General features: G+C 43.1%; 19 protein-coding genes. 14 read left to right on the top strand and 5 right to left on the bottom strand.

Going from position 1 to position 22996, the window contains the following annotated elements; genetic code table 11:
- Positions 1-154: 154 nt before the first annotated feature.
- Positions 155-1135 carry an RsfA family transcriptional regulator gene (locus LG336_RS26715; protein ID WP_404330504.1) on the bottom strand — a complete coding sequence of 327 codons (981 nt, stop codon included), beginning with the start codon at positions 1133-1135 and terminating at the stop codon, positions 155-157.
- Between the two features lie 468 nt (positions 1136-1603).
- Between LG336_RS26715 and LG336_RS26710 the strand changes: the two genes are divergently transcribed.
- The 3 genes from LG336_RS26710 (at position 1604) to LG336_RS26700 (ending at position 3901) form a co-directional block, all read left to right on the top strand.
- A complete protein-coding gene (locus LG336_RS26710) occupies positions 1604-1825 on the top strand; it encodes a DUF1450 domain-containing protein (protein WP_404330503.1) in 222 nt (73 codons plus the stop codon).
- A 246-nt stretch (positions 1826-2071) separates the two neighbouring features.
- Entirely contained in the window at positions 2072-3346 is a 1275-nt protein-coding gene (locus LG336_RS26705) for an HD domain-containing protein (protein WP_404330502.1), read from the top strand.
- A gap of 45 nt (positions 3347-3391) precedes the next feature.
- A complete protein-coding gene (locus LG336_RS26700) occupies positions 3392-3901 on the top strand; it encodes a YwgA family protein (RefSeq protein WP_404330501.1) in 510 nt (169 codons plus the stop codon).
- A gap of 296 nt (positions 3902-4197) precedes the next feature.
- Here the strand turns inward: LG336_RS26700 and LG336_RS26695 are convergent, their stop codons facing one another.
- Positions 4198-4380, bottom strand: coding sequence for a 2-hydroxymuconate tautomerase (locus LG336_RS26695; protein ID WP_404330500.1), 183 nt, complete (start codon positions 4378-4380; stop codon positions 4198-4200).
- A 176-nt stretch (positions 4381-4556) separates the two neighbouring features.
- On the opposite strand from LG336_RS26695, the gene LG336_RS26690 reads away from it, so the two are divergent.
- Together LG336_RS26690 and LG336_RS26685 are read left to right on the top strand one after the other, a co-directional pair.
- Complete coding sequence (locus tag LG336_RS26690) at positions 4557-5210, top strand: site-2 protease family protein (RefSeq protein WP_404330499.1); 654 nt, start codon at positions 4557-4559, stop codon at positions 5208-5210.
- Between the two features lie 12 nt (positions 5211-5222).
- Positions 5223-5735: a YwhD family protein gene (locus LG336_RS26685; RefSeq protein ID WP_404330498.1), complete on the top strand. Its 513-nt coding sequence runs from the start codon at positions 5223-5225 to the stop codon at positions 5733-5735.
- A gap of 188 nt (positions 5736-5923) precedes the next feature.
- On the opposite strand, the gene LG336_RS26680 is transcribed toward LG336_RS26685, so the two are convergent.
- The gene (locus tag LG336_RS26680; RefSeq protein WP_404330497.1) at positions 5924-7996 is read right to left on the bottom strand and encodes a transglycosylase domain-containing protein; all 2073 of its coding nucleotides are present in this window, start codon (positions 7994-7996) and stop codon (positions 5924-5926) included.
- Positions 7997-8362: 366 nt separating this feature from the next.
- Here LG336_RS26680 and speE point away from each other — a divergent pair, with 366 nt between their 5' ends.
- From speE to argS, 4 genes are all read left to right on the top strand, one after another.
- On the top strand, positions 8363-9190 hold the full coding sequence (gene speE / locus LG336_RS26675) for a spermidine synthase (protein WP_404330496.1): 828 nt from the start codon (positions 8363-8365) through the stop codon (positions 9188-9190).
- A gap of 241 nt (positions 9191-9431) precedes the next feature.
- Positions 9432-10304 carry an agmatinase gene (gene speB / locus LG336_RS26670; RefSeq protein WP_404330495.1) on the top strand — a complete coding sequence of 291 codons (873 nt, stop codon included), beginning with the start codon at positions 9432-9434 and terminating at the stop codon, positions 10302-10304.
- A gap of 131 nt (positions 10305-10435) precedes the next feature.
- Complete coding sequence (locus tag LG336_RS26665) at positions 10436-10837, top strand: DUF1934 domain-containing protein (protein ID WP_404330494.1); 402 nt, start codon at positions 10436-10438, stop codon at positions 10835-10837.
- Entirely contained in the window at positions 10834-12504 is a 1671-nt protein-coding gene (gene argS, locus LG336_RS26660) for an arginine--tRNA ligase (RefSeq protein ID WP_404330493.1), read from the top strand. The genes LG336_RS26665 and argS overlap by 4 nt, the downstream gene beginning before the upstream one ends.
- Before the next feature lie 415 nt (positions 12505-12919).
- Here the strand turns inward: argS and uvsE are convergent, their stop codons facing one another.
- Positions 12920-13876, bottom strand: a complete 957-nt coding sequence (gene uvsE, locus LG336_RS26655; protein ID WP_404330492.1) for a UV DNA damage repair endonuclease UvsE — start codon at positions 13874-13876, stop codon at positions 12920-12922.
- Between the two features lie 12 nt (positions 13877-13888).
- The gene (cls, locus tag LG336_RS26650; RefSeq protein ID WP_404330491.1) at positions 13889-15088 is read right to left on the bottom strand and encodes a cardiolipin synthase; all 1200 of its coding nucleotides are present in this window, start codon (positions 15086-15088) and stop codon (positions 13889-13891) included.
- Between the two features lie 259 nt (positions 15089-15347).
- On the opposite strand from cls, the gene LG336_RS26645 reads away from it, so the two are divergent.
- The 5 genes from LG336_RS26645 (at position 15348) to LG336_RS26625 (ending at position 22802) form a co-directional block, all read left to right on the top strand.
- Positions 15348-17459 (top strand): heterodisulfide reductase-related iron-sulfur binding cluster, encoded by a 2112-nt coding sequence (locus tag LG336_RS26645; protein WP_404330490.1) that lies wholly within the window; start codon positions 15348-15350, stop codon positions 17457-17459.
- Positions 17460-17713: 254 nt separating this feature from the next.
- Complete coding sequence (locus LG336_RS26640) at positions 17714-18898, top strand: acetyl-CoA C-acetyltransferase (protein ID WP_404330489.1); 1185 nt, start codon at positions 17714-17716, stop codon at positions 18896-18898.
- A 718-nt stretch (positions 18899-19616) separates the two neighbouring features.
- Positions 19617-20462, top strand: coding sequence for a 3-hydroxybutyryl-CoA dehydrogenase (locus LG336_RS26635; protein WP_404330488.1), 846 nt, complete (start codon positions 19617-19619; stop codon positions 20460-20462).
- Positions 20463-20492: 30 nt separating this feature from the next.
- A complete protein-coding gene (locus tag LG336_RS26630) occupies positions 20493-21623 on the top strand; it encodes an acyl-CoA dehydrogenase (RefSeq protein ID WP_404330487.1) in 1131 nt (376 codons plus the stop codon).
- 39 nt (positions 21624-21662) lie between these two features.
- Positions 21663-22802 carry an acyl-CoA dehydrogenase gene (locus LG336_RS26625; RefSeq protein WP_404330486.1) on the top strand — a complete coding sequence of 380 codons (1140 nt, stop codon included), beginning with the start codon at positions 21663-21665 and terminating at the stop codon, positions 22800-22802.
- Positions 22803-22996: the final 194 nt, after the last annotated feature.

Below are 22996 nucleotides of genomic sequence, written 5' to 3'. Positions count from 1 at the left end.
CGAAGGACACTAGTCGCTAGCCGCTGGAGCTGGACAATTTTCTAAGTTAAGACTGTTATACTTTCTAATCTTTATATAAAAACAGGCCGTAAACCACGTTCTTGGTTTACGGCCTGCCTTATGAAAGGATTTTGTTGCCTGTTTCAACTCCCGATTATTCAGCGACTTTTTCAAGATTGCCGTTGCGATCCATTTTGAACTTTGTTGCAGGGCGTTCTTCATCTTCATCAAATAAGACGAGTTTACGGGCACGGTTCATGATTTTCATAAGTGTCTCGTAATCTTCCTGCATTGTATTCGCATTGGCCTCGAGCTTTTTCACTTTCCCCTTGAGCTCATCGTTTTCTTTCCTAAGCGTCATAATTTCACGCATTAATCTTTCATTCTCGCTCTTATAGATATCAGCGCTAAAGTTTGTACTATTTAAATTTTGCAAGTAGGCAATAACATGACCAAGGGTTAGTCCATTTGCAGGTACAGATTGTGTAGGCCTTGTCATCTGTTGCTGTTGGACTGGTTGTGCTGGGATGTTCGTTTGTGGCACGGTTTGTGTTGGCTTTATTGGTTCCTCATGTCCAACTGTTTCAACTTGTGTAGCCTCTGTATCATCCGTTTGATTAATCTCTTCGTTAAAATCAGGAGATTCTGAGACTCCTTTAGACTCAGTGTTTTCAGTATCCGAATCTTTTAAAAGCAAATCATGTAATCCATCTAAACCATAGGTATCTTGCATTTCTAGTGTGTTTAGCGTATTAAAAGGTTGTGGTGAATCTCCTTGTGCAGTGTGCACCTCAGGTGTTATTTCACTAGACATTTCCATATTAGCTTGGATTCCAAGATCATCAAAAGATGGAACCGGTGGGGAATATAGTAGTTTTTTCTTGCCACCCTGATCTTTTCCGAGAATTCTTTGGCGCTGTTTACGCTGCTTTTTTGCGAGTTGTAACGCTTTTTCATATTGATGGCGGACAACCGCATTCCACCTAAATCCACATGCAGCTGAAGTACGGTCGAGCTTGTCCCCAACTTCCTCAAAGGCATTCAGCTGTGTACTTCCTTCGCGAACATGTCTTAATACGGTTTCAGCAAGCATTAAATCGTTTTCCTCCGTCCAGGCGTCCTGGCGAACTTTCATATTTCTTCAACTCCCTTTAAAAATCATTAAAATGATTGCACTTCTAGTCAAAGGATGTCCGATTTTTAAAAGGTTTATACATTCCTGATTAAAAGGATAGTAGATTTTTTCCATTTTTTCATAGAAACGGTTAAAATTTCCCAAGTTGCAATCGTGGGTGGGAAGAGGTAAAATACCATTTAGTAAAAAAGAAAAGCGCAAGCGCCCTGTTCAGCGGCGTATGGCCTGGAGCGCTCCAAATGAGATAAAGGAAACACGAAGAACGATAGTGATTCGATGTTGACGCAATCGTAGGGCGGTAAAAATCTAAAAGCCGATTTTTACTCGGAGAGCGAAGGACACTAGCCGCTAGGGCGCTGGAGCTGGACAACTATCCTAAGTTAAAACTTTTATACTTTCCTATTTTTATAAAAAAGATTCTTTAAATAACAGGAAATCGAACTTCTAATATAGAAAGGGTTGTCAACAATGGCAAACGAATTTCGAGTTTGCGACGATTGTCAGGCCGTAAACCTAAAAACACTTATCCCTCTATTAAAAGGGAAAGACCCAGAAGCAAAGATAGAGATTGGGTGCCAATCCTATTGTGGACCTGGCCGAAAGAAAACCTTTGCTTTTGTCAACAATCGTCCCGTCGCAGCACTCACTGAAGATGAACTAATGGAGAAAATTGATAAAAAATTAAAATGATATAAGGCAATCACATCGTAATAGAGTCATCTTTAGGCCATTTGCATAAAGGTGACTTTTTATTTTTACCTAAGTCTAGCAATTATAGATTATGGTGATTTTTATTTTTCCCAAAGGTTATTACCTAGTTTATGTTTATTTGCCCAAAATATGGAGAAATTTGTGAGGTTTTGTAGGATTTTGGGATGATTTGACGAAGGAAACGGGCTATAATAGAAACATGTTATTCGTGAGAGAAGGGAAGCAATGGACTATTCGGCGGAGAAACTAAACGAAGAAAAAGTGTTTAAAGACCCAGTCCACCGCTATATTCATGTCCAAGATCAGGTCATATGGGACCTGGTTGGGACAAAGGAATTTCAGCGGTTACGGCGAATTAAGCAATTAGGAACGACCTTTTTGACCTTCCATGGTGCCGAGCATAGTCGTTTTAACCACTCGCTTGGCGTCTATGAAATTGTTCGTCGCATCGTGGATACGGTGTTCGTTGGACGCCCGGAATGGAATCAAGAGGAAAGAATGCTAAGCCTATGCGCCGCACTTCTTCATGATTTGGGCCATGGTCCGTACTCACATTCCTTTGAAAAAGTATTTGAACTCGATCATGAGGATTTTACAAAAGCGATTATCCTTGGAAAAACAGAAGTGAATCAAGTATTGTCACGGATTTCACCTGATTTTCCGAAAAAGGTGGCGGAGGTCATTGATAAGACCTATGAAAACAAGCTTGTCGTGAGTTTGATTTCTAGTCAGATTGATGCTGACCGCATGGATTACCTACAAAGGGACGCTTATTATACTGGAGTTAGTTATGGACATTTTGATATGGAGCGGATCCTTAGGGTAATGCGGCCTAGAGAGGATCAGGTCGTCTTTAAGCAAAGCGGCATGCACGCCGTTGAGGATTACATCATGAGTCGCTATCAGATGTATTGGCAAGTCTATTTCCATCCGGTAACCCGGAGCGCGGAAGTCATCTTGACGAAAATCCTTCACCGAGCAAAGCACCTCTATGAGCAAAACTATGCCTTCAAACATATGCCGCTCCATTTTTATTCCTTTTTTAAAGAGGATGTGAAGCTAGAAGACTATTTAAAATTAGATGAAGGAATTGTTCTCTATTATTTCCAGATGTGGCAGGAAGAAGACGATGAAGTCCTGAAAGATCTATGCTCACGTTTCATCAACCGGAATCTTTTTAAATATGTCGAGTTTGACCCAGCCAAGGAATATAAAAAACTGGCAAAATTATCACAGCTTTTTGAAGAAGCGGGAATTGACCCTGAGTATTACTTGGTCGTCGATTCATCATCTGATTTGCCGTACGATTTTTATCGACCCGGAGAAGAGGAAGAACGCCTTCCGATTCATTTATTAATGAAAAGTGGCGAGCTTCGGGAGCTTTCAAGGGAGTCAGATATTGTGGACGCTATCTCCGGCAAGCGAAGGACCGACCATAAATTATATTATCCTGCCGATCTTATTGGGAAGAATGAGGAGATTCTAAAGCTTCTTGAATGATAGCCATTGGTAGAAAGGAACTTTTGAAACAGGAGTTGAATCGTTTTGTTAAAAGATCATGCAAAAATCATTCACGCAATTGCGCTTTCTGGGGAAGTCATTGGACGGAAGAAGCTGCAAAAAATGATTTATATTGCGAAAAAGATGAATTTTCCGTTTCAGGAAAGGTTTCAGTTCCATTTTTACGGGCCATATTCCGAGGAGCTGACGCTCAGGGTGGAAGAACTGTGCAATATGGGTTTTCTGAACGAAGTGAAAGAGAAAAAGGGCGGCTATTACCAGTACCGCTATACGTTAACGGAGGATGGCAAAGAGTTTCTTGGTGTCAACAATGTGGACATGCCTACACTCGGCGATTGTCTGACGGACATCAATACGCAAAATGCCAGATTCCTTGAACTCGTCTCAACGATTTTATATTTTGATAATCTCCCAAAGGACGAAGTGAAAGAAAAAGTCCAAACAGTAAAGAAAAGTCAAAAATTCACCGACGACGAATTTGCTAATGCCTATCAATATATTGAGATGTTAAAAGAACGAACCAGTCAGTGCTAAGTGCACAGGGCTGGTTTTTTTATGGGGTTGAGGTGGTTGAGATAGTAGGGGCAAGTTTGTTGATAGAAATGGAAATCGTGTAGATAGACCGTCCAAGTTTGTCGATAGAGAGGTTATTTGTGTAGATAGAGCCGGAGCAACTGGAGTGTTTGTAGATAGAAAGCTTAAGTTTGTCGATAGAAATGGAAATCGTGTAGATAGACCGTCCATTTGTGTAGATAGACCGACCACTACTTGCGATAAAATAAAAAACCGACCTCAAGGGCCAGCTTTTCATCCATTTATACAAACAACTATTAATCGCTTAAGCGTTTTCCGCCTACGCCGTAATGGTCAGGGCGTAATTCTTCAATAAAAACGACGACTTTTTCTTTTGGTGCGCCGGTTGTTTCGCTGACGGCTTCTGTTACTTTTTCAACGAGGGCCTTTTTCTGTTCGTCGGTGCGTCCTGGTAGCATCTCTACTGTCACATATGGCATGTTCGTTCCTCCTTCAACATAGTCATGTTTTGAGTTTTCCATAATTCCACTAAATGTGCAAGCTCAGGGGTTTTTAATTTTATAAAAAAATAAGGTATACTTGAAGCATCTATTTGAACTATATGTAATCCATCAATGGGGAAAACCATTAATCGCGAAAAAAGGGGTTAAAGAATGTGGGTCTTGCTTATTCATTAGATCAATTTATCTATGTTGCGATTACGTTGGTGATTGCGTTTACGCTGCACGAGTTTGCTCATGCGTTTGTGGCCTATAAATTTGGCGATCAAACGGCAGCAAGGCAGGGACGGCTAACCTTGAATCCGCTGAAGCATTTGGACCCACTAGGGACGATTCTTATCTTTATTGCGGGATTTGGTTGGGCAAGGCCGGTACCGGTGAATCGGTTCTTTTTTAAGAATCCACGGCTGGCAGGGATTTTGGTATCGGTTGCTGGGCCACTGAGCAATTTGTTGTTGGTTATTGTTGCCTTAGCGATATGGTATGGATTACTTGCTGCAGGTTTAGGGCCAACTTTGCCAGACGTTGCTACAGAGTTCATCAACATCTTTGTTTATTTAAACACTGTATTATTCGTGTTTAACTTGCTTCCATTTCCGCCACTGGATGGGTACCGAATCATTGAGGATTTGGCACCTGCGGATGTTAGGGCAAAGCTTACGCAGTATGAAAATTACGGGATTATCATTTTTTTAATCCTGGTCATTACGCCGCTTGATCAGTATACAATTTCACCACTGTTTAACACCGTCATTCCGTTTATACTAGGTGGATTGAGTGAATTCTTTTTACAATTGTTTTTAAGGTAGGAGGGTAATTTTATGGAAGAAAAGAAGAAGAAAAATATCGGCTTTAATATTATCAAGGCAGATCCGATGGACAATCATAAAGGGTTTGGCAAAGGGAGCTTGACTTTGGATAATGTATCGCCGGTGATAGTGGATGTCGAGGCAGGCGAGGCTACCGTCGATGTTGGCGCAATGCATGCGCGTAGTGTGGTGGAGAAGGGAATCAAATTCTTGCCAAACCGTGACGAGGTACCTGACGCAAAGCTTTATTGGCTTGTTTGGGTAACGATGGACCGCGCAGAAGAAGGTCCTTATTACGCAGGCGTGACAGCTTGTGATATGACGGTTAACCGTGAGATTCGTCGTGGTTACAAATCCTTGCCGGAACATGTGAACCGTTTAGATAAGTCAATCAAACGCCATATAATCGTTGATCATATGGATGATACCTCAAAGCAAATTCTGGCTAATTATTTAAAAAATCATGATCCAGGCATGTGGGAGCGGTCTCCTGAGAAATTAAAAACCGACCTGCAAACTTCGTAATATATTTGTTGCGTTCTAGAAAATTCCAGTGTAAACTAGTATTCAACGTTGTACACACGTTGCTAGGACAGGAAAAACCCCGGAATCTTTATTGATTCCGGGGTTTTTTCTTTTTAGGCTCTTTTCTCAAACTTTGTTGCTTAGCTAATAAAGTATGAAGGGGTTGAGCTATGTTTCTACTTCAAATTTTAAAGCCCAAATATTCGCTTATACCAAGGTTTTTTCTCTGACTTTTCCTCTCGTTCGGGTTCATGTTTTTGCAACGGCTCGCCTTCATCAAGATGATCGGTGCAGTATTCCTGAGGCTCGGTGCCGTCTTTAAAATAAGTCAGTCGTTTTACCGGGCAGTTTGCGGTAGCAATTTTACCATTCTCCGGGTTAATAAACACCCCAATGGTTCCTTTGGCTGTTTTAAAATTAGTCGCGGGCACATCCTCATGTGCCTTTTCCATAAAGTTAACCCAGACATTTTTACTAAAAGCCTTCTCATTAGACTTTTCGATTGGTTTCCCTTTGTCGTAGCCTGTCCAGACGGCGGAAACGAGTTGTGGGGTGTACCCAATCATCCAGCTATCAGTATTCGTTGACCCGGATTTACCGGCATAGGGTCGACTAATTTCATCGGTCATGGTGCTACCCGTTACGGATGTATAGCCATTGAGTTTAGGATCAAACATCCCCGTCATCATATGATTCATTACTGAGGCTAGGTCGGGTTTTAAAATTTGCTCTCCTTTATCCTCATGCTCATAAATGACCTCACCATTATGACTTTCCACCCGTTCAATGAGCACAGGCTCGACATATTTTCCACCATTCGCAAACATGCTGTAGGCTGTGGCCATTTCGACCACCCTTACTCCAGATGTTCCAAGGGCAAGGGAAGGGACCTGGGCCATTTTCGTTGAAATGCCGAACCTTTTCATGGTATCAACAAGAATATCCTGTCCAAGAAACAAGTGTGTTTTTACGGCAAAGACATTATCGGATACTGCGAGAGCTTGTGCCATCGTAATTTCATCATTCGCATACTTATTATTAAAATTATGAGGTGTATACTCAGAATGTCCATCATCAAACCGGAAAGTGGTAAGCTCACTTCTCATCGTTGTCGTCGGTGTAAAACCATGCTCAAGTGCCGCATAGTAGAGAAGCGGTTTGATGGTGGAACCAGGCTGCCTTACCGCTTGAATGGCGCGGTTGAAGGGACTTTGCTCATAATCTCTGCCACCAACCATCGCTTTAACATGGCCAGATTTTGGATCCATGGCGATAAAGCCCGTTTGAATCGTTGAATCCTCTGCAATGTACTTCGCCACCATCTCTTCCGCTAGTTGCTGTTGCTTTAAATCAAGGGTCGTATACACTTTTAATCCGCCAAGCTTGATGGTTCGCTCGTCTAGATTGAGGCTATATTTTAGCTCGTTTTGGACGGCATCCTGGAAATAAGGTGCCTGCCCAAGTGACCCAGTAGGGTGCTTCCCAACTAGCGTTAGCTTTTCTGTAGTAGCCTCTTTTGCCTCAGCGTTATCAATGTAACCTTTTGTTTCCATCGCTCTTAAAATCGTTTCCTGCCTGCTATTTGCTCTTTCTTCATTGGCTAATGGTGAGTAATAGCTTGGGCCCTTCGGAATGCCAGCTAGCATGGACGCTTCGCCAAGGGTTAAGTCGCGAGCATCCTTGCCAAAATAATACTGACTAGCAGTTTGAACACCATAAGCGCCACTGCCGTAGTAAATCGTATTTAAATAGCCTTCAAGAATTTCATTTTTACTATAATTCATTTCAAGTCGAAGCGTATAAAAGGCTTCGGTTAGCTTGCGCTTCCATGTTTTATCGTGACTAAGGTATAGGTTTCGGGCGTACTGCTGGGTGATGGTACTTGCTCCCTGCACCTTCGCCATGGCTTTTATATCGGCAAGGACTGCACCAACAATTCGTTTGTAGTCGAATCCTCTATGCTCATAAAAATTTCGATCTTCAATGCTAATGGTCGCTTTGACAAGGTCTGGCGAGATGTCCTTTAGTGGGACCCAGTACCTTTTTTGACCGGTATGGCTTTCACCGATAACGGTCCCATCATCCGCCATATAGATCGTCGACTGGGGCACAGCAAGTGGTGGGGGGCCGAGTATCTTGGCATAGCCAATAATCGAAAAATAGATAAGAAATAAGAAGGCCGCCACAATCATGCCAATAAAAACAAACGCTCTAAAAACCCTTGCCGTCTTACGAAACCGTTGGTCAGTCATGATCTCCATCGCATGTTCCCCCCTTTATTAAATATTGTCTTTGGTTAAAATGGAGTTGTTGATTATATCCAAGGTTGATTGGAGCGCAAATCAACATCTATGTTTACCAGAACCCAAAATTACTCTATTAACCATTATGAAATCATTTCAGACATTTTAAACCTATATACCTGCCATTATTTAATAATTAATAGTACAGATAAACCTACTGGATAAAGTTAACATTGACAATCCCGCTAATAACACAAATTTTACTTGCATTTTTGAAAGATTCAACTATACTTTTCTGGTGTTTGTGTTTTTACCTGCTTCTTGGGGAATTATAAAAAATATGTCTAGTTACGCTATTTTTTATTGAAAGGAAGGATGAACCATATGGGTATTTGGTTTACAGAAAAGCAAACAGATCACTTCGGGATTACAATGAAGGTGAACCGAACCTTACATACAGAGCAAACCGATTTTCAAAAGCTTGATATGATCGAAACAGAAGAGTGGGGCAATATGTTGCTACTCGATGACATGGTGATGACCTCCATTAAAGATGAGTTCGTGTACCATGAAATGGTGGCCCATGTGCCGTTGTTCACGCATCCGAACCCTGAGAATGTCCTAGTCGTTGGCGGTGGTGATGGAGGCGTCATTCGTGAAGTCCTTAAGCACCCACAGGTAAAAAAAGCTACCCTGGTTGATATCGATGGCAAAGTGATCGAGTACTCTAAGAAATTTTTACCTGAAATCGCTGGTAAATTAGACGACCCACGCGTAGACGTCCAAGTTGGCGACGGGTTCATGCATATTGCGGAAAGCGATAATGAGTATGATGTGATTATGGTGGACAGCACAGAGCCTGTTGGACCAGCGGTAAACCTGTTTACGAAAGGTTTTTATGCAGGCATCTCAAAGGCGCTTAAAGAAGATGGCATCTTTGTGGCACAGTCAGATAACCCATGGTTTAAGGCGGACCTGATTCGCAATGTGCAAAAGGATGTAAAAGAAATCTTCCCAATCACTCGTCTTTATGTGGCAAACATTCCAACATATCCAAGTGGACTATGGGCGTTCACGATTGGGTCAAAGAAACATGACCCACTTGAAGTGAGCGACGACCGTTTCCATGAGATCGAAACAAAATACTATACAAAAGAACTACACAAAGCCGCTTTCGTGCTGCCAAAGTTCGTTAGCGATTTAGTGAAATAAAGGCTTACCAGATAGAGGCTGTAATCGTAATGTTTGTTGTTAAAATTGTAAAAATCTTAAAGCCGATTTTTACTACCTAAAGCCGATTTTAACTATTTTGTACGTTATAGTAAGTTTGCAAGCTCTTTTCTCAAAATTAAAAAGCTATTTTACAGTGAAACAAAGCTAAATCCATCCTATTTTGTATCCAAGCAACAAAGTTTGAGAAAAGAGCCTAGATAGAAGAAAAGAGGGGTTATACATGCGTTTTGATGAAGCTTATTCGGGAAATGTGTTTATTGGGGCAAACCCGGATTATAATGAAAGTAAAGTGGTCCTTTACGGCATGCCGATGGACTGGACAGTGAGCTACCGTCCGGGGTCTCGTTTTGGTCCGGCAAGAATTCGTGAAGTCTCGATCGGACTAGAAGAGTACAGTGCGTACCTCGACCGTGAGTTATTTGATGTGAAATACTATGATGCTGGTGATATTCCATTGCCATTTGGAAATCCGCAAAAGAGCATTGATTTAATTGAAGAATACGTAGGCAAACTTTTAGCAGAGGACAAGTTCCCACTTGGCATGGGAGGCGAGCATCTTGTTTCCTGGCCAGTGATGAAAGCGATGGCGGCAAAATACAAGGACCTGGCGATTATCCATATGGATGCCCACACCGATTTGCGTGAGCACTATGAAGGCGAGCCACTTTCTCATTCCACACCGATCCGTAAAATTGCCGAGCATATCGGACCGGAAAATGTTTACTCGTTTGGAATCCGTTCTGGGATGAAGGAAGAGTTCGATTGGGCGAAGGAAGTTGGCATGCATATTAGCAAGTTTGAAGTGCTTGAACCATTAAAGGAAATGCTTCCTAAGCTTGCCGGTCGTCCCGTATATGTAACCATTGATATCGATGTTTTGGACCCCGCTCATGCACCAGGAACAGGAACCGTGGATGCTGGTGGAATCACGTCCAAAGAGCTACTCGCTTCAATCCATGAGATTGCTCGTTCAGAGGTAAACGTAGTGGGTGCCGACCTTGTCGAAGTCGCTCCGATTTACGATCATTCAGAGCAAACAGCCAATACAGCAAGCAAGCTGATTCGCGAAATGATGTTAGGGTTTGTAAAATAACCAATCTGACTAAAATAGGAAAGAGAGCTGGCTAGCTTGGTCAGCTCTTTTTTGGTTGGTAAGTTCTTGCGATTTTCTCCTACAATATCTATACTTGAAAGTTATAATAGTATAAGTAAGGATGGGTGTCGGTGTCTGCGCAAATTCCTGTTAAGGTAAAAGTAAAAACAGTGATCAATAAAGAGCCTTTTGAGTTGACGGCTTTTGGCCGCTATTCTGAAAAAGGAGATAGTACATATCTTCAATACGATGAAATGATGCCTGAAGGGACTATTCATACGACTGTAAAGCTTAAGAATGGGGAAGTGCTGATTCTTAGAAAAGGCGCGGTCGATATGCGGCTTCATTTTATCACGAATAAAAAAACACCTGGGACCTTCAGTACTGACCAAGGCTTAATGCTGACAGAGGCTGATACGAAGAACGTGACCATCGGTGAAGGCCAAGTAGAGGTTCGCTACGATCTTAGTATCCAAGGATCCTATGCAGGTACATATCATATGAACATCAATTACGAGGAGGTATCGGAATGAACGTCGTAGAACAAGTTCAAACCAAATTAAAAGAAGAAATCAAAGCGGCCGTTATCAAAGCAGGTCTTGCGGAGGAAGCACAAATTCCTGATGCTGTTCTTGAGCTGCCGAAGGACAAGGCTCATGGCGACTATGCAACAAATATGGCGATGCAATTAGCACGTGTAGCTAAAAAAGCACCACGTAAAATTGCGGAAGAACTCGTTGAAAGCTTTGATAAAAACAAAGCATCAATTGAAAAAATTGAAATTGCCGGACCAGGTTTTATCAATTTTTATATGAATAATAGTTATTTAACCGATTTAATTCCAACAATCCTTAATGCGGGTGATCGTTACGGAGAATCAACGGTTGGCAATGGCGAGAAAGTCCAGGTTGAGTTTGTATCAGCCAATCCGACCGGTGATTTGCATCTTGGACATGCTCGTGGTGCAGCAGTAGGTGACTCGTTAAGCAATGTACTAGCTAAAGCAGGCTATGATGTCTCTCGTGAGTATTACATTAATGATGCTGGAAACCAGATTAATAACTTAGCTCTATCGGTTGAAGCGCGTTATTTCCAAGCACTTGGGGAAGAGCGTGAAATGCCAGCAGACGGTTATCATGGTGTTGATATCATTGGCATCGGGAAGAAACTCGCAGAAGAGCATGGCGATAAATTTGCGAAAATGAGCGACAAAGAGCGCTTTGATGCATTCCGCCAATATGGCTTGGAATATGAGTTAGAAAAGTTAAAGCAGGACTTAGCAGCGTTCCGTGTGGGCTTTGATGTCTGGTTCTCAGAAACATCGCTTTATCAAAACGGGAAAATTGAAAAGGCACTTGAGGTGTTGAAGGAGAAAGGCCATATCTATGAAGAAGACGGAGCAACTTGGTTCCGCTCGACTACATTTGGCGATGACAAAGACCGGGTGTTAATTAAACAAGATGGTTCATTTACGTACTTGTTGCCGGATATTGCGTACCACCAGGATAAGTTAAAGCGTGGTTTTGAAAAGTTGATTAACATTTGGGGTGCAGACCACCATGGCTATATTCCACGGATGAAAGCGGCAATCCAAGCTCTTGGTTATGAAGGGGATACGCTAGAGGTTGAGATTATCCAAATGGTTCAGCTTTATAAAAACGGCGAGAAAATGAAGATGAGCAAACGGACAGGGAAGGCTGTTACAATGCGTGATTTGATCGATGAGGTCGGCCTCGATGCGACTCGTTACTTCTTTGCGATGAGAAGCTCTGATACGCATATGGACTTTGACCTTGACCTTGCTGTGTCTCAGTCGAATGATAATCCAGTTTATTATGCGCAGTATGCCCATGCACGGATTTGCAGTATCTTACGTCAGGCAGAAGAACAAGGCCTTGCGGTCGACGTTAATGCTGACTTTAGCTTAGTTGGTGCTGAAAAGGAAGTCGACCTATTGAAGAAATTAGGCGAGTTCCCACAAGCGGTTGCCGAAGCAGCACAAAAACGTGTGCCACATCGTGTGACCAACTACATCTTTGAATTGGCATCAGCGTTCCACAGCTTCTATAATGCTGAAAAAGTATTAGATGCCGAGCAAAAAGAGCGTACAGCAGCACGTTTAGGACTGATTAAGTCCGTTCAAATCAGCTTGAAGAATGCGTTAGACTTAATTGGGGTTTCTGCTCCGGAAAAAATGTAACAAAATAGTAAAGGTGCCTGACCCCCGGTACGGTAATGCGTTAATGAACTGGGGGTCAGGCACCTTTTTTGTTGGTGGATACGGTGCCGTGTGGTATTTATTCCCGTACAGGGAATAAAACGTCTCTAACGGGGAATATAATGCACATAACAGGGAATATAATTACCTTTTTTCAGGAAAAGCGGCATATGTGAGGGTATTTAGACGTTTAAAAGACGATTCAAAGCTGATATTAAACTGAAAATACCCACCCCCAAAGTCTTTTTCTAGTATAAGTCATTAGGTTTTGATACGGAAAGGCGCTTATTTGTGGGTTTATAGTTAAATTAGGGTCGAAGCAGATTAGAATTTAAGACAGTTACCATACAGGGTATGGTATTTATTCCCTGTTGGGGAATAAATCATCCCCCATAAGTCATTTCCACTCTAACGTCGCCCCACCGATCCGTTTCACGCCACGAATTTTACTTAAATCTTCGACCAAGGCTAGTGCTGCTTGGTCTTTTCGTTTTGCTTCAATCATGAAATCGACATCTTGACCAATCCCGCGCAGCACTTCGATTAGGGGCTTAATAAACTCCGAGTCAACATGATCCGCATGGGAACGAAAAGCCTTTTCCGTTTTAGGAGAAGAGATATGAATCTTCGGTCTCATGCCGATTCGCTCCCAAGTGGCAAACCCTGCTGGAAGGAGCTCTTCTAGCGGCTTTTCACAAAGGTTCGCCATATGGTGATGATAATCAAATACAAACGGAACGTCTTCCTTTTGACAGGTGAGCAACGTTTCCTCTGTATTGTACGTCTTGTCATCATTTTCAAGCGTCATCCGGTTTTTAATAGGAAGGGGAAGCTTGCGCAAATTTTCATGGAAACGAACAATGGTCTCTTCCTTATTCCCATAGGCGCCACCAATATGGATATTGATGACACCTTCCTTTTCCAAGCCCATCGCTTCAAGCATTCGATAATGGTACTCCATATCAATGACGGCGTTGTCGGAAACCTCAGGGCGAGGGGAGGTAAACAAAGTGAACTGGTTCGGATGAAAGCTCGTCCGTAAGCCCCTCGCCTTTACAAGCCGCCCAATTTCCTGCCACTTCTCCTTAAAAGGCGTGACAAAGTCCCAAAGAACTTCAGGATGGGTGGCAAGTGGGGCAATCGAGCTGGAAAACCGGTACAACGGAATTTCATGCGCAATATTATAGTGAATCATTCTTTCTGTGCTTTCTAAATTTAGGTAAGTGAGGGACATTAACTTGTCCATTCGCTCTGTTTCCGTCATTTTGCTGTATCGAGTAAAGGTAAGGGTCCTTGATGGGGACGCCTCCCAAAGAGAAATGGCTGTTGAGACATAGCCGAAACGTATAATCATCTCAATCTCCTTTCAGAGAAAGTAAGAAACGGTTTGTGCTGCGCGCTCTTTTAGACTTCTAAAGGGATTGAAGCTGTTAAGGTCTGAGAGACTGACCTGCTCGGAGTCGAGTAGGTCCTGGGACAAAATCGTTTTCACCTGGCGGATAACATCCTGGTTGTAGATCAAGCAATTGAGTTCAAAGTTTAGGAACATGCTGCGCTTATCAAAATTGGCCGTTCCTAAATCACAAAGCTTATCGTCAATCACGAGTACCTTTGCGTGATAAAACCCCTTTTTATATTGATGGACTTCTGCACCCTTTTTAAGCAGCTTCCGTAAATACGTAAAGGACGCTTCTTTTACAAGCGCATGGTCCGCTTCGAAGGGAACAAGAAGGGTTAAGGAGACCCCGCGGTCAATCGCCCTTAATAATTGATTAAAGATACTTTCACTTGGAATAAAATACGGTGTTCCGATGATGATTGATTTCTCTGCCTTGTTAATTAAATCATACAAGGTTTCTTCAAGGAGATTGCCTTCTGACGGGATGAACTGGTGACAAATTTCCCCTTTTGGTAAAGAAGGAAAATAAATTTGGTTTTGTAATAGGTCAATTTTAGCGGCTTTTTTCCAGTCTAAAAGAAATTCCCTTTGAAGATCCTGAACGCCTTCACCTGAAATTTTCAAATGATAATCACGCCAGGGACACAGTTTTTTATCTTGGTTGTTGTATTCCTTCCCGATATTATAGCCACCCGTATAGCCAATTTTCCCATCAATCACTGAAATTTTCCGGTGGTTTCTAACTTGCGAAGTGTAAAACAAAAAAGGAAGCTTTGGGGTTTGACTGTGGACTAGCGCGACACCTGCTTCTTTTAACTTCTTCTTATATTTACGGGAAATGGTGCCCCCAACCCAGTCGACAAGAAGGCGAACCTCCACGCCTGCTTGTGCTTTTTTTATTAAAATGTCAAGAAACTCCTGACTAAAGGAGTCATCCTTTACGATGTAAAATAGAACATGGATATGCTTTTTTGCTTGCTTCAGCTGTTTAAAATAATCTTCAAACAAGTCGGGCCCATTGGTGAAGATCGATAGCTGACTCTTTCTGATAGGGAATTTTTGCTTATTGATTTGAGCTAAATGCCGTTTCCTCCCGATAGAAAAGTCCAGTGCCAGCAGTAGGGTAAGTCCGATGAACAGGATAATGATCCAATAAACAATCTCCACAACAATCCGGCTCCTTTATGTAATTTTTCGCGAAGCTTTATCGCGAGTACCCTATAGTTTTTCCGAAAATAGAATATCTATGACGTTTTTCCCAAATATACAAACAAAGTAAAAAATTTGTGAAAAATCGTTGACTGAATGCTCACTCATATTATAATGGAGGTACAGGTATATTCTGAAAATTTTATCGGTTTAAAATTTTCTTCGAATGAGCGCTCGCTCATTTAAAAAAATTTACTGAAGGGGGTAGAAGTAAATTATGAACGGTCTATTATGGGTTAACCTGATTGCAACGATAATTGTAATCGCTTACGCTGTCAGCTTGTTTCTGTATGTGGTCAAAACCAGAATTGAGTACATCAAGCTAGGAAAGAAATCTGAGTTCAATGATCACGTAAAAGAGCGTTGGGACAGAATTTGGGTCATGGTCTTTGGCCAGAAGAAATTAATGAAAGACAAGAAGAGCGGGATTATTCACGTTATGTTCTTCTACGGCTTTATCCTCGTCCAGTTTGGGGCAATTGATTTTATTATCAAAGGAATTAAGCCGGAAGCACATCTACCACTAGGACCACTATATCCTGGGTTCACGTTCTTCCAGGAAATTGTCACGCTGACGATTCTTGTGGCCGTTGTTTGGGCTTATTATCGTCGTTATATTGAACAACTTGTCCGCTTGAAGCGCGGAATTAAAAATGGTCTTGTTCTTATTTTTATCGGAGGCTTAATGCTTTCTGTTCTTCTTGGGAACGGAATGAGCTTAATCTGGCACGGTCATGCAGCAACATGGTCAGAGCCAGTGGCATCGCTCATTGCAGTTGCGTTTTCATGGCTGCCTGAGACAGGTGCCATTGCAATCTTTTACATTGCATGGTGGGCTCACTTGCTTTTCCTTTTAACGTTCTTAGTCTATGTACCACAAGGAAAGCACGCTCACTTACTTGCTGGACCAGCGAACGTGTATTTTACACGTGTAGGGCCAGCTGCAAAGCCAAGTAAGATTGATTTTGAAGATGAAACACAAGAAAGCTTTGGGGTAGGGAAGATCACAGACTTCACGCAGGAGCAGATGATTGACTTCTATGCTTGTGTGGAATGTGGGCGATGTACAAATATGTGTCCGGCAACAGGCACAGGTAAAATGCTGTCGCCAATGGACTTAATTCTAAAAATGCGTGATCACTTAACAAACCATGGGGCAGCGGTTACTTCGAAGCAACCATGGGTACCGACTTTTGCGTTTTCGAATACAACTGGAAATCAGCTTGCACTTGCAGGTACTGGTGCTGGAGCAGAGGAAGCAGCGGCTAGCCTTGCTTACTCACCAAGCTTGATTGGCGATGTTATCACTGAGGAAGAAATTTGGGCTTGTACGACATGCCGTAACTGCGAAGACCAATGTCCGGTTATGAACGAGCATGTTGATAAAATTATTGACCTTCGTCGTTACCTAGTGTTAACCGAAGGAAAAATGGATGCTGATGCACAACGGGCGATGACAAACATCGAGCGTCAAGGAAATCCATGGGGCTTGAACCGTAAAGAGAAAGAAAAATGGCGCGACCTTCGCGACGATGTTGTCGTACCAACAGTGAAAGAAATGAAGAAATCTGGCGAGGAATTTGAATACTTATTCTGGGTTGGCTCAATGGGTGCCTTTGACAACCGTAGCCAAAAGATTGCGCTCAGCTTTGCGAAGCTTTTAAATGAAGCGGGCGTTAAGTTTGCGATTTTAGGAAACAAGGAAAAGAACTCAGGCGACACGCCAAGACGTCTTGGAAACGAGTTCTTGTTCCAAGAGTTAGCTACTAATAATATTGCGGAATTTGAAAAGGCCGAAGTCAAGAAAATCGTCACAATCGATCCGCATGCGTACAACATCTTTAAAAACGAGTATCCTGATTTTGGCTTTGAAGCCGAAGTTTATCACCATACCGAGTTACTGGCTGAGCTTGTAAAAGAAGGCAAGCTTGTACCGAAGCACTCGGTCGATGAAACGATTGCGTTCCATGATTCATGTTACCTTGGTCGTTACAACGAAGTGTACGATGCACCGCGTGATATCATGAAGGCGATTCCTGGGGTGAACCTGAAGGAAATCGAGCGTAACCGTGAAGACGCAATGTGCTGTGGTGCGGGTGGAGGATTAATGTGGATGGAAGAAGAAACAGGCCACCGCATCAATGTTTCCCGTACAGAGCAGGCACTTGCGGTTAATCCAACGGTTATCTCTTCTGGATGTCCATACTGCTTGACGATGTTGTCTGATGGTACGAAGGCGAAGGAAGTAGAAGAAACCGTTGGAACTTATGATGTAGCGGAACTCCTTGAAAAATCCGTGTTTGGGGAAAAGGAGCAACAAGCATCGTAAAATACTAGTTTGATAGAAGATCATCGTAGATTATTCACTCACCTGTACAGCTAAGAATTCAGCGACGGAATGTTTCGTCGCTGAATCTCATAAAATTGTATGGGTGTTTGTTTTTATCATTCTGGTTAAAGCGCTTACACCGTTGGGGGATGGGAGTAAGTTCAGTACGGACTGGACTTGAGCGAGCGTTCAGTCGGTTGTCTTGTTATTTTTTGATTTAACAGTTTCTAACTTTAAATAAAGGGGCGAGATAGATGGGGAAGACAGTTATTTTGGCAGGAGCAAGAACACCTTTTGGCAAATTAGGTGGAGGCTTAAGTAGCTTTACAGCATCTGAGCTTGGTGGCTTTGCCATCAAAGAAGCATTAAAACGAGCAGGAGTTGAACCAAACGAAGTGGGAGAAGTCATTCTCGGGAATGTTCTCCAAGGTGGACAGGGACAGCTTCCTTCACGTCAAGCTGCTCGAAACGCAGGGATCCCGTGGGAGGTTAAAACCGAACTCGTGAACAAAGTATGTGCTTCAGGTATGCGTAGTGTTACATTGGGAGATTTATTGATCCGCTCTGGTGAAGAAGAAGTCGTGGTTGCCGGGGGAATGGAATCGATGAGCAATGCCCCATACATTTTACCAAAAGCACGTTGGGGCTTAAGGATGGGCGATGGGCAAGTCAAGGATTTGATGATTCATGATGGCTTAACTTGTTCGTTTACCGGTGTTCACATGGGAACCTACGGAAACGGCGTCGCTACCGAGATGGAGATTAGCCGAGAAGAGCAGGACCAATGGGCATTGAGAAGCCACCAAAAGGCGCTTGCTGCGATTGAATCTGGAACGTTGGCAGAAGAAATTGTACCTGTTGAGGTTCCGCAGCGCAGAGGAAATCCAATTGTTGTTGATCAAGATGAGGCACCTCGTCGGGATACTTCGATTGAAGGTCTCAGCAAATTGAAGCCTGTTTTTAATCATGAGGGAAAGATTACTGCCGGCAATGCCCCGGGCGTCAATGATGGAGCAGCGGCCCTTGTGCTGATGAGTGAAGAACGTGCGGCTCGTGAAGGTAGGAAAGCGGATGCGGTGATTCTAGCTCACGCAGCAATTGCAACGGAAGCAAAGGACTTCCCGAAAACACCTGGAATGGTCATCAATGAGTTGTTGAAGAAGTCAGGGAAGTCTGTCGAGGAAATCGATTTGTTTGAAATTAACGAGGCGTTTGCTGCGGTGGCGCTAGCAAGTAGCCAAATTGCAGGATTAGATGCCGATAAAATAAATGTCAATGGGGGTGCGGTCGCTCTCGGACATCCAATTGGCGCTAGCGGCACAAGAATTATTTTAACTCTCATGAACGAGCTGAAGCGTCGCGGTGGCGGAATCGGGATTGCGGCAATCTGCTCAGGCGGCGGTCAAGGAGATGCCGTGATGATTGAAGTTCCCCGGTAAGAGGTTGGGATTAGAGTAGGTTTGAGAATAGAGAAGGAAATCGCGTGAATAGAGTCAAGGAATGTGAGAATAGGCCCGTGATTTGCGTGAATAGAAGTGAGAAATACGAGAATAGAATGCGGGCCTGAGAATAGAGAAGGAAATCGCGTGAATAGAGTCAAGGAATGTGAGAATAGGCCCGTGATTTGCGTGAATAGAAGTGAGAAATACGTGAATAGAATGCGGGTCTGAGAATAGAGCGGGAAATCGCGTGAATAGAGTCAAGGAATGTGAGAATAGACCTGTGATTTGCGTGAATAGAAGTGGAAAATACGTGAATAGAATGCGGGCCTGAGAATAGAGTATGAAATCACGTGAATAGAGTCAAGGAATGTGAGAATAGACTTGTGATTTGCGTGAATAGAAGTGGAAAATACGTGAATAGAATGCGGGCCTGAGAATAGAGTATGAAATCACGTGAATAGAGTCAAGGAATGTGAGAATAGACTTGTGATTTGCGTGAATAAAAGGAAGAAATACGAGAATAGAATGCGGGTCTGTGAATAGAGTGTGAAATCGCGTGAATAGAGTCAGGATTGTGAGAATAGACCTGTGATTTACGCGAATAGAAGTAGGAAATGCGCGAATAGAAGGCAGAAATACGTGAATAGACTTGGTATTTCTACTAATAGAACCTACTAGTTGTTTAATAGAAATTAAAAAAACAGGAGGTACGTACATGCAAAAAATTATGGTGATTGGTGCGGGGCAAATGGGTTCAGGGATTGCCCAGGTTTGTGCACAAGCTGGGTACAACATTGTATTAAATGACTTAAAGACAGATTTTGTTGAGCGCGGGCTAGCTGTGATTAATAAAAATCTATCGCGTCAGGTGGATAAAAATAAATTAACAGCAGAGCAGAAAGATGAGATTCTTGCGAGAATTACCCGGTCTACTACGCTTCAGGATGCAGAAGGTGTGGACCTTGTGATTGAGGCGGCTGTTGAGAATATGGAGATCAAAACAAAAATCTTCGCTCAGCTTGATGCGATTGCACCGGAACATACAATTCTTGCTTCTAACACTTCTTCGTTGCCGATAACAGAGATTGCTGCGGCGACCAATCGTCCGGAAAAGGTCATTGGCATGCATTTTATGAATCCAGTGCCAGTGATGAAGTTGGTGGAAATTATCCGCGGGTTGGCGACAGCTGATGAAGTCTATCAAACGATTGAAGACATCACTAAAAAGATTGGTAAGGTACCGGTAGAGGTCGAAGATTTTCCAGGATTCGTTGCGAATCGAATTTTAATGCCGATGATCAATGAAGCCATCTACACCTTGTATGAGGGCGTTGCTACGAAGGAATCGATTGATGAAGTGATGAAGCTTGGCATGAACCATCCGATGGGGCCGTTAACACTGGCTGATTTTATCGGACTTGATACTTGCCTCTATATCATGGAGACCTTGTATGACGGCTTTGGTGACCCGAAATACCGACCATGTCCATTGCTTCGTAAGTATGTAAAAGCAGGCTGGCTAGGGAAGAAATCAGGTCGTGGCTTTTATGTTTACGAATAACTGAAAGTTGACATCAAGGAGGGGTTCTTGATGAACCTGAGATTTACTGAAGAGCAAGAGATGATGAGGAAAATGGTGCAGGATTTTGCGGAGAAGGAAGTTGCTCCCTTTGTCGAACGAATGGAAGCAGGAGAGTTCCCTAAAAGCATTCTCCAGAAGATGGGGGAGCTTGGTTTAATGGGCATTCCCATTCCTGAAGAGTACGGTGGTTCAGGAATGGATTTCACTTCTTATATTATTGCCATTGAAGAGATTTCAAAAGTCAGCGCGACGCTAGGCGTGATTTTATCCGTTCATACATCGGTTGGCACCAATCCAATTCTTTACTTCGGAACGGAAGAGCAAAAGCAAAAGTACATTCCAAAGTTGGCCAGTGGGGAGTACCTCGGAGCTTTTTGTCTCACTGAACCGAGCGCCGGTTCAGATGCAGCTAGCCTGAAGACCCGTGCCGTCAAACAGGGCGGGGACTATATCCTTAACGGCTCGAAGGTGTTTATCACAAATGGGGGAGAAGCGGATACCTATATCGTCTTTGCCTCCACAAACCCGAACGCAGGCTCAAAGGGGATAACGGCATTTATTGTTGATAAAAATACCCCAGGTCTCGTGATTGGCAAAAATGAACATAAGATGGGATTGAATGGGTCAAAAACGGTCCAGCTAACGTTTGAAGATATGAGAGTTCCACTAGAAAATAGGCTTGGAGCTGAAGGAGAAGGTTTTAAAATTGCGTTAGCCAATCTTGATGTTGGGCGGATTGGAATTGCGGCCCAGGCACTGGGGATTGCCGGAGCGGCCCTTGAAGCATCCACAGCTTATGCCCAGGAACGAAAGCAATTCGGAAAACCAATTGCGATGCACCAGGGAGTCGGCTTTAAACTAGCGGATATGGCCACGGCTGTTGAAGCTTCAAAACTATTAATCTATCGAGCAGCACATTTACGTCAGAATGGCGAGAAATGCGGCAAAGAGGCATCTATGGCAAAACTATTTGCCTCGAAAACCGGCGTTGACGTAACAACAGAAGCAATCCAAGTCTTTGGCGGCTACGGCTACACAAAAGACTACCCAGTCGAACGTTACTTCCGCGACGCCAAAGTAACCGAAATCTACGAAGGAACCAGTGAGATACAGAGGATTGTTATTAGTAAGCATTTATGAGTCTAGAAAATAATACTGACCACATTGGAGGAAATAATCATGAATTTTAAACTATCAGAAGAACATGAAATGATTCGTAAAATGGTACGTGACTTTGCGCGCAATGAGGTTGCCCCTACGGCAGCGGAGCGTGATGAGGAAGAGCGCTTTGATCGCGGAATTTTTGAAAAGATGGCGGAGCTTGGGTTAACAGGGATTCCATGGCCAGAACAATACGGTGGAATCGGTAGTGATTACCTAGCATATTGTATCGCAGTTGAGGAGCTTTCACGCGTTTGTGCTTCAACAGGCGTAACTCTGTCTGCCCACACTTCACTTGCTGGATGGCCGATTTACACGTTCGGAAACGAAGAACAAAAGCAGAAATATTTAAAGCCAATGGCCCAAGGGAAGAAGATGGGCGCATACGGATTAACAGAGCCTGGTAGTGGTTCGGATGCTGGAGCGATGAGAACAATTGCACGCCGTGATGGTGACGATTATGTGCTCAATGGCTCGAAAATTTTTATCACCAATGGTGGCGAAGCCGATATCTATGTTGTGTTCGCGTTAACCGATCCTGAAAGCAAGCATAAGGGAACCACTGCGTTTATCGTTGAAAGCGACTTCCCAGGGTTTTCTGTAGGTAAGAAGGAAAAGAAAATGGGCATTCGTTCCTCGCCAACAACTGAAATCATTTTCGAAGATTGCCGTGTGCCGAAGGAGAATGTCCTTGGAGAAGAAGGCGAAGGCTTTAAAATTGCCATGATGACGCTTGATGGTGGACGAAACGGGATTGCTGCTCAGGCAGTTGGAATTGCTCAAGGTGCCTTAGATGCAGCGGTTGATTATGCGAAGGAACGCGTTCAGTTTGGCAAACCAATTGCCCAGCAACAGGGAGTTGGTTTTAAACTAGCAGATATGGCAACACAAGTAGAAGCATCAAGACTTTTGACTTATCAAGCAGCATGGCTTGAATCTAAGGGGCTTCCATACGGAAAAGAATCAGCGATGTCGAAGCTTCTTGCCGGAGATACGGCCATGAAGGTAACAACAGAAGCGGTTCAAGTCTTCGGTGGCTACGGCTATACAAAAGAATACCCAGTGGAGCGCTTCATGCGCGATGCTAAAATCACGCAGATCTATGAAGGCACACAGGAAGTTCAACGTCTAGTTATCTCTAGAATGTTGACGAAGTAAAACTGCGCTCGGCGGTTTGTTATTTTAAGGCTGTGTTAATGTACGATATTAAATATAAATAAATACGGCCTTATAAATTGGTTTTATCTGGATGATTTTTTAGGGTAATTCGGTTTCATCTACTTTTTTAAGTGGGTACTTTCTAATTTACTCCTTCAATGTGACCAAACTGTAATCGAAATCAAAGAAGTGGT

The sequence above is a fragment of the Mesobacillus maritimus genome (assembly GCF_044803185.1).
Classification (GTDB): Bacteria; Bacillota; Bacilli; order Bacillales; family Cytobacillaceae; genus Mesobacillus_B; species Mesobacillus_B maritimus_B.
This window is presented reverse-complemented; position numbering and strand designations above follow the sequence as displayed.

Coding starts and splice junctions, on each gene's coding strand:
- LG336_RS26695 (WP_404330500.1), bottom strand. CDS start 4,380: ATGCCATATGTGACAGTAGAGATGCTACCAGGACGCACCGACGAACAG.
- LG336_RS26685 (WP_404330498.1), top strand. CDS start 5,223: ATGGAAGAAAAGAAGAAGAAAAATATCGGCTTTAATATTATCAAGGCA.
- argS (WP_404330493.1), top strand. CDS start 10,834: ATGAACGTCGTAGAACAAGTTCAAACCAAATTAAAAGAAGAAATCAAA.
- uvsE (WP_404330492.1), bottom strand. CDS start 13,876: ATGATTATACGTTTCGGCTATGTCTCAACAGCCATTTCTCTTTGGGAG.
- LG336_RS26710 (WP_404330503.1), top strand. CDS start 1,604: ATGGCAAACGAATTTCGAGTTTGCGACGATTGTCAGGCCGTAAACCTA.
- LG336_RS26715 (WP_404330504.1), bottom strand. CDS start 1,135: ATGAAAGTTCGCCAGGACGCCTGGACGGAGGAAAACGATTTAATGCTT.
- speB (WP_404330495.1), top strand. CDS start 9,432: ATGCGTTTTGATGAAGCTTATTCGGGAAATGTGTTTATTGGGGCAAAC.
- LG336_RS26645 (WP_404330490.1), top strand. CDS start 15,348: ATGAACGGTCTATTATGGGTTAACCTGATTGCAACGATAATTGTAATC.
- speE (WP_404330496.1), top strand. CDS start 8,363: ATGGGTATTTGGTTTACAGAAAAGCAAACAGATCACTTCGGGATTACA.
- LG336_RS26635 (WP_404330488.1), top strand. CDS start 19,617: ATGCAAAAAATTATGGTGATTGGTGCGGGGCAAATGGGTTCAGGGATT.
- LG336_RS26705 (WP_404330502.1), top strand. CDS start 2,072: ATGGACTATTCGGCGGAGAAACTAAACGAAGAAAAAGTGTTTAAAGAC.
- LG336_RS26630 (WP_404330487.1), top strand. CDS start 20,493: ATGAACCTGAGATTTACTGAAGAGCAAGAGATGATGAGGAAAATGGTG.
- LG336_RS26625 (WP_404330486.1), top strand. CDS start 21,663: ATGAATTTTAAACTATCAGAAGAACATGAAATGATTCGTAAAATGGTA.
- LG336_RS26680 (WP_404330497.1), bottom strand. CDS start 7,996: ATGGAGATCATGACTGACCAACGGTTTCGTAAGACGGCAAGGGTTTTT.
- LG336_RS26640 (WP_404330489.1), top strand. CDS start 17,714: ATGGGGAAGACAGTTATTTTGGCAGGAGCAAGAACACCTTTTGGCAAA.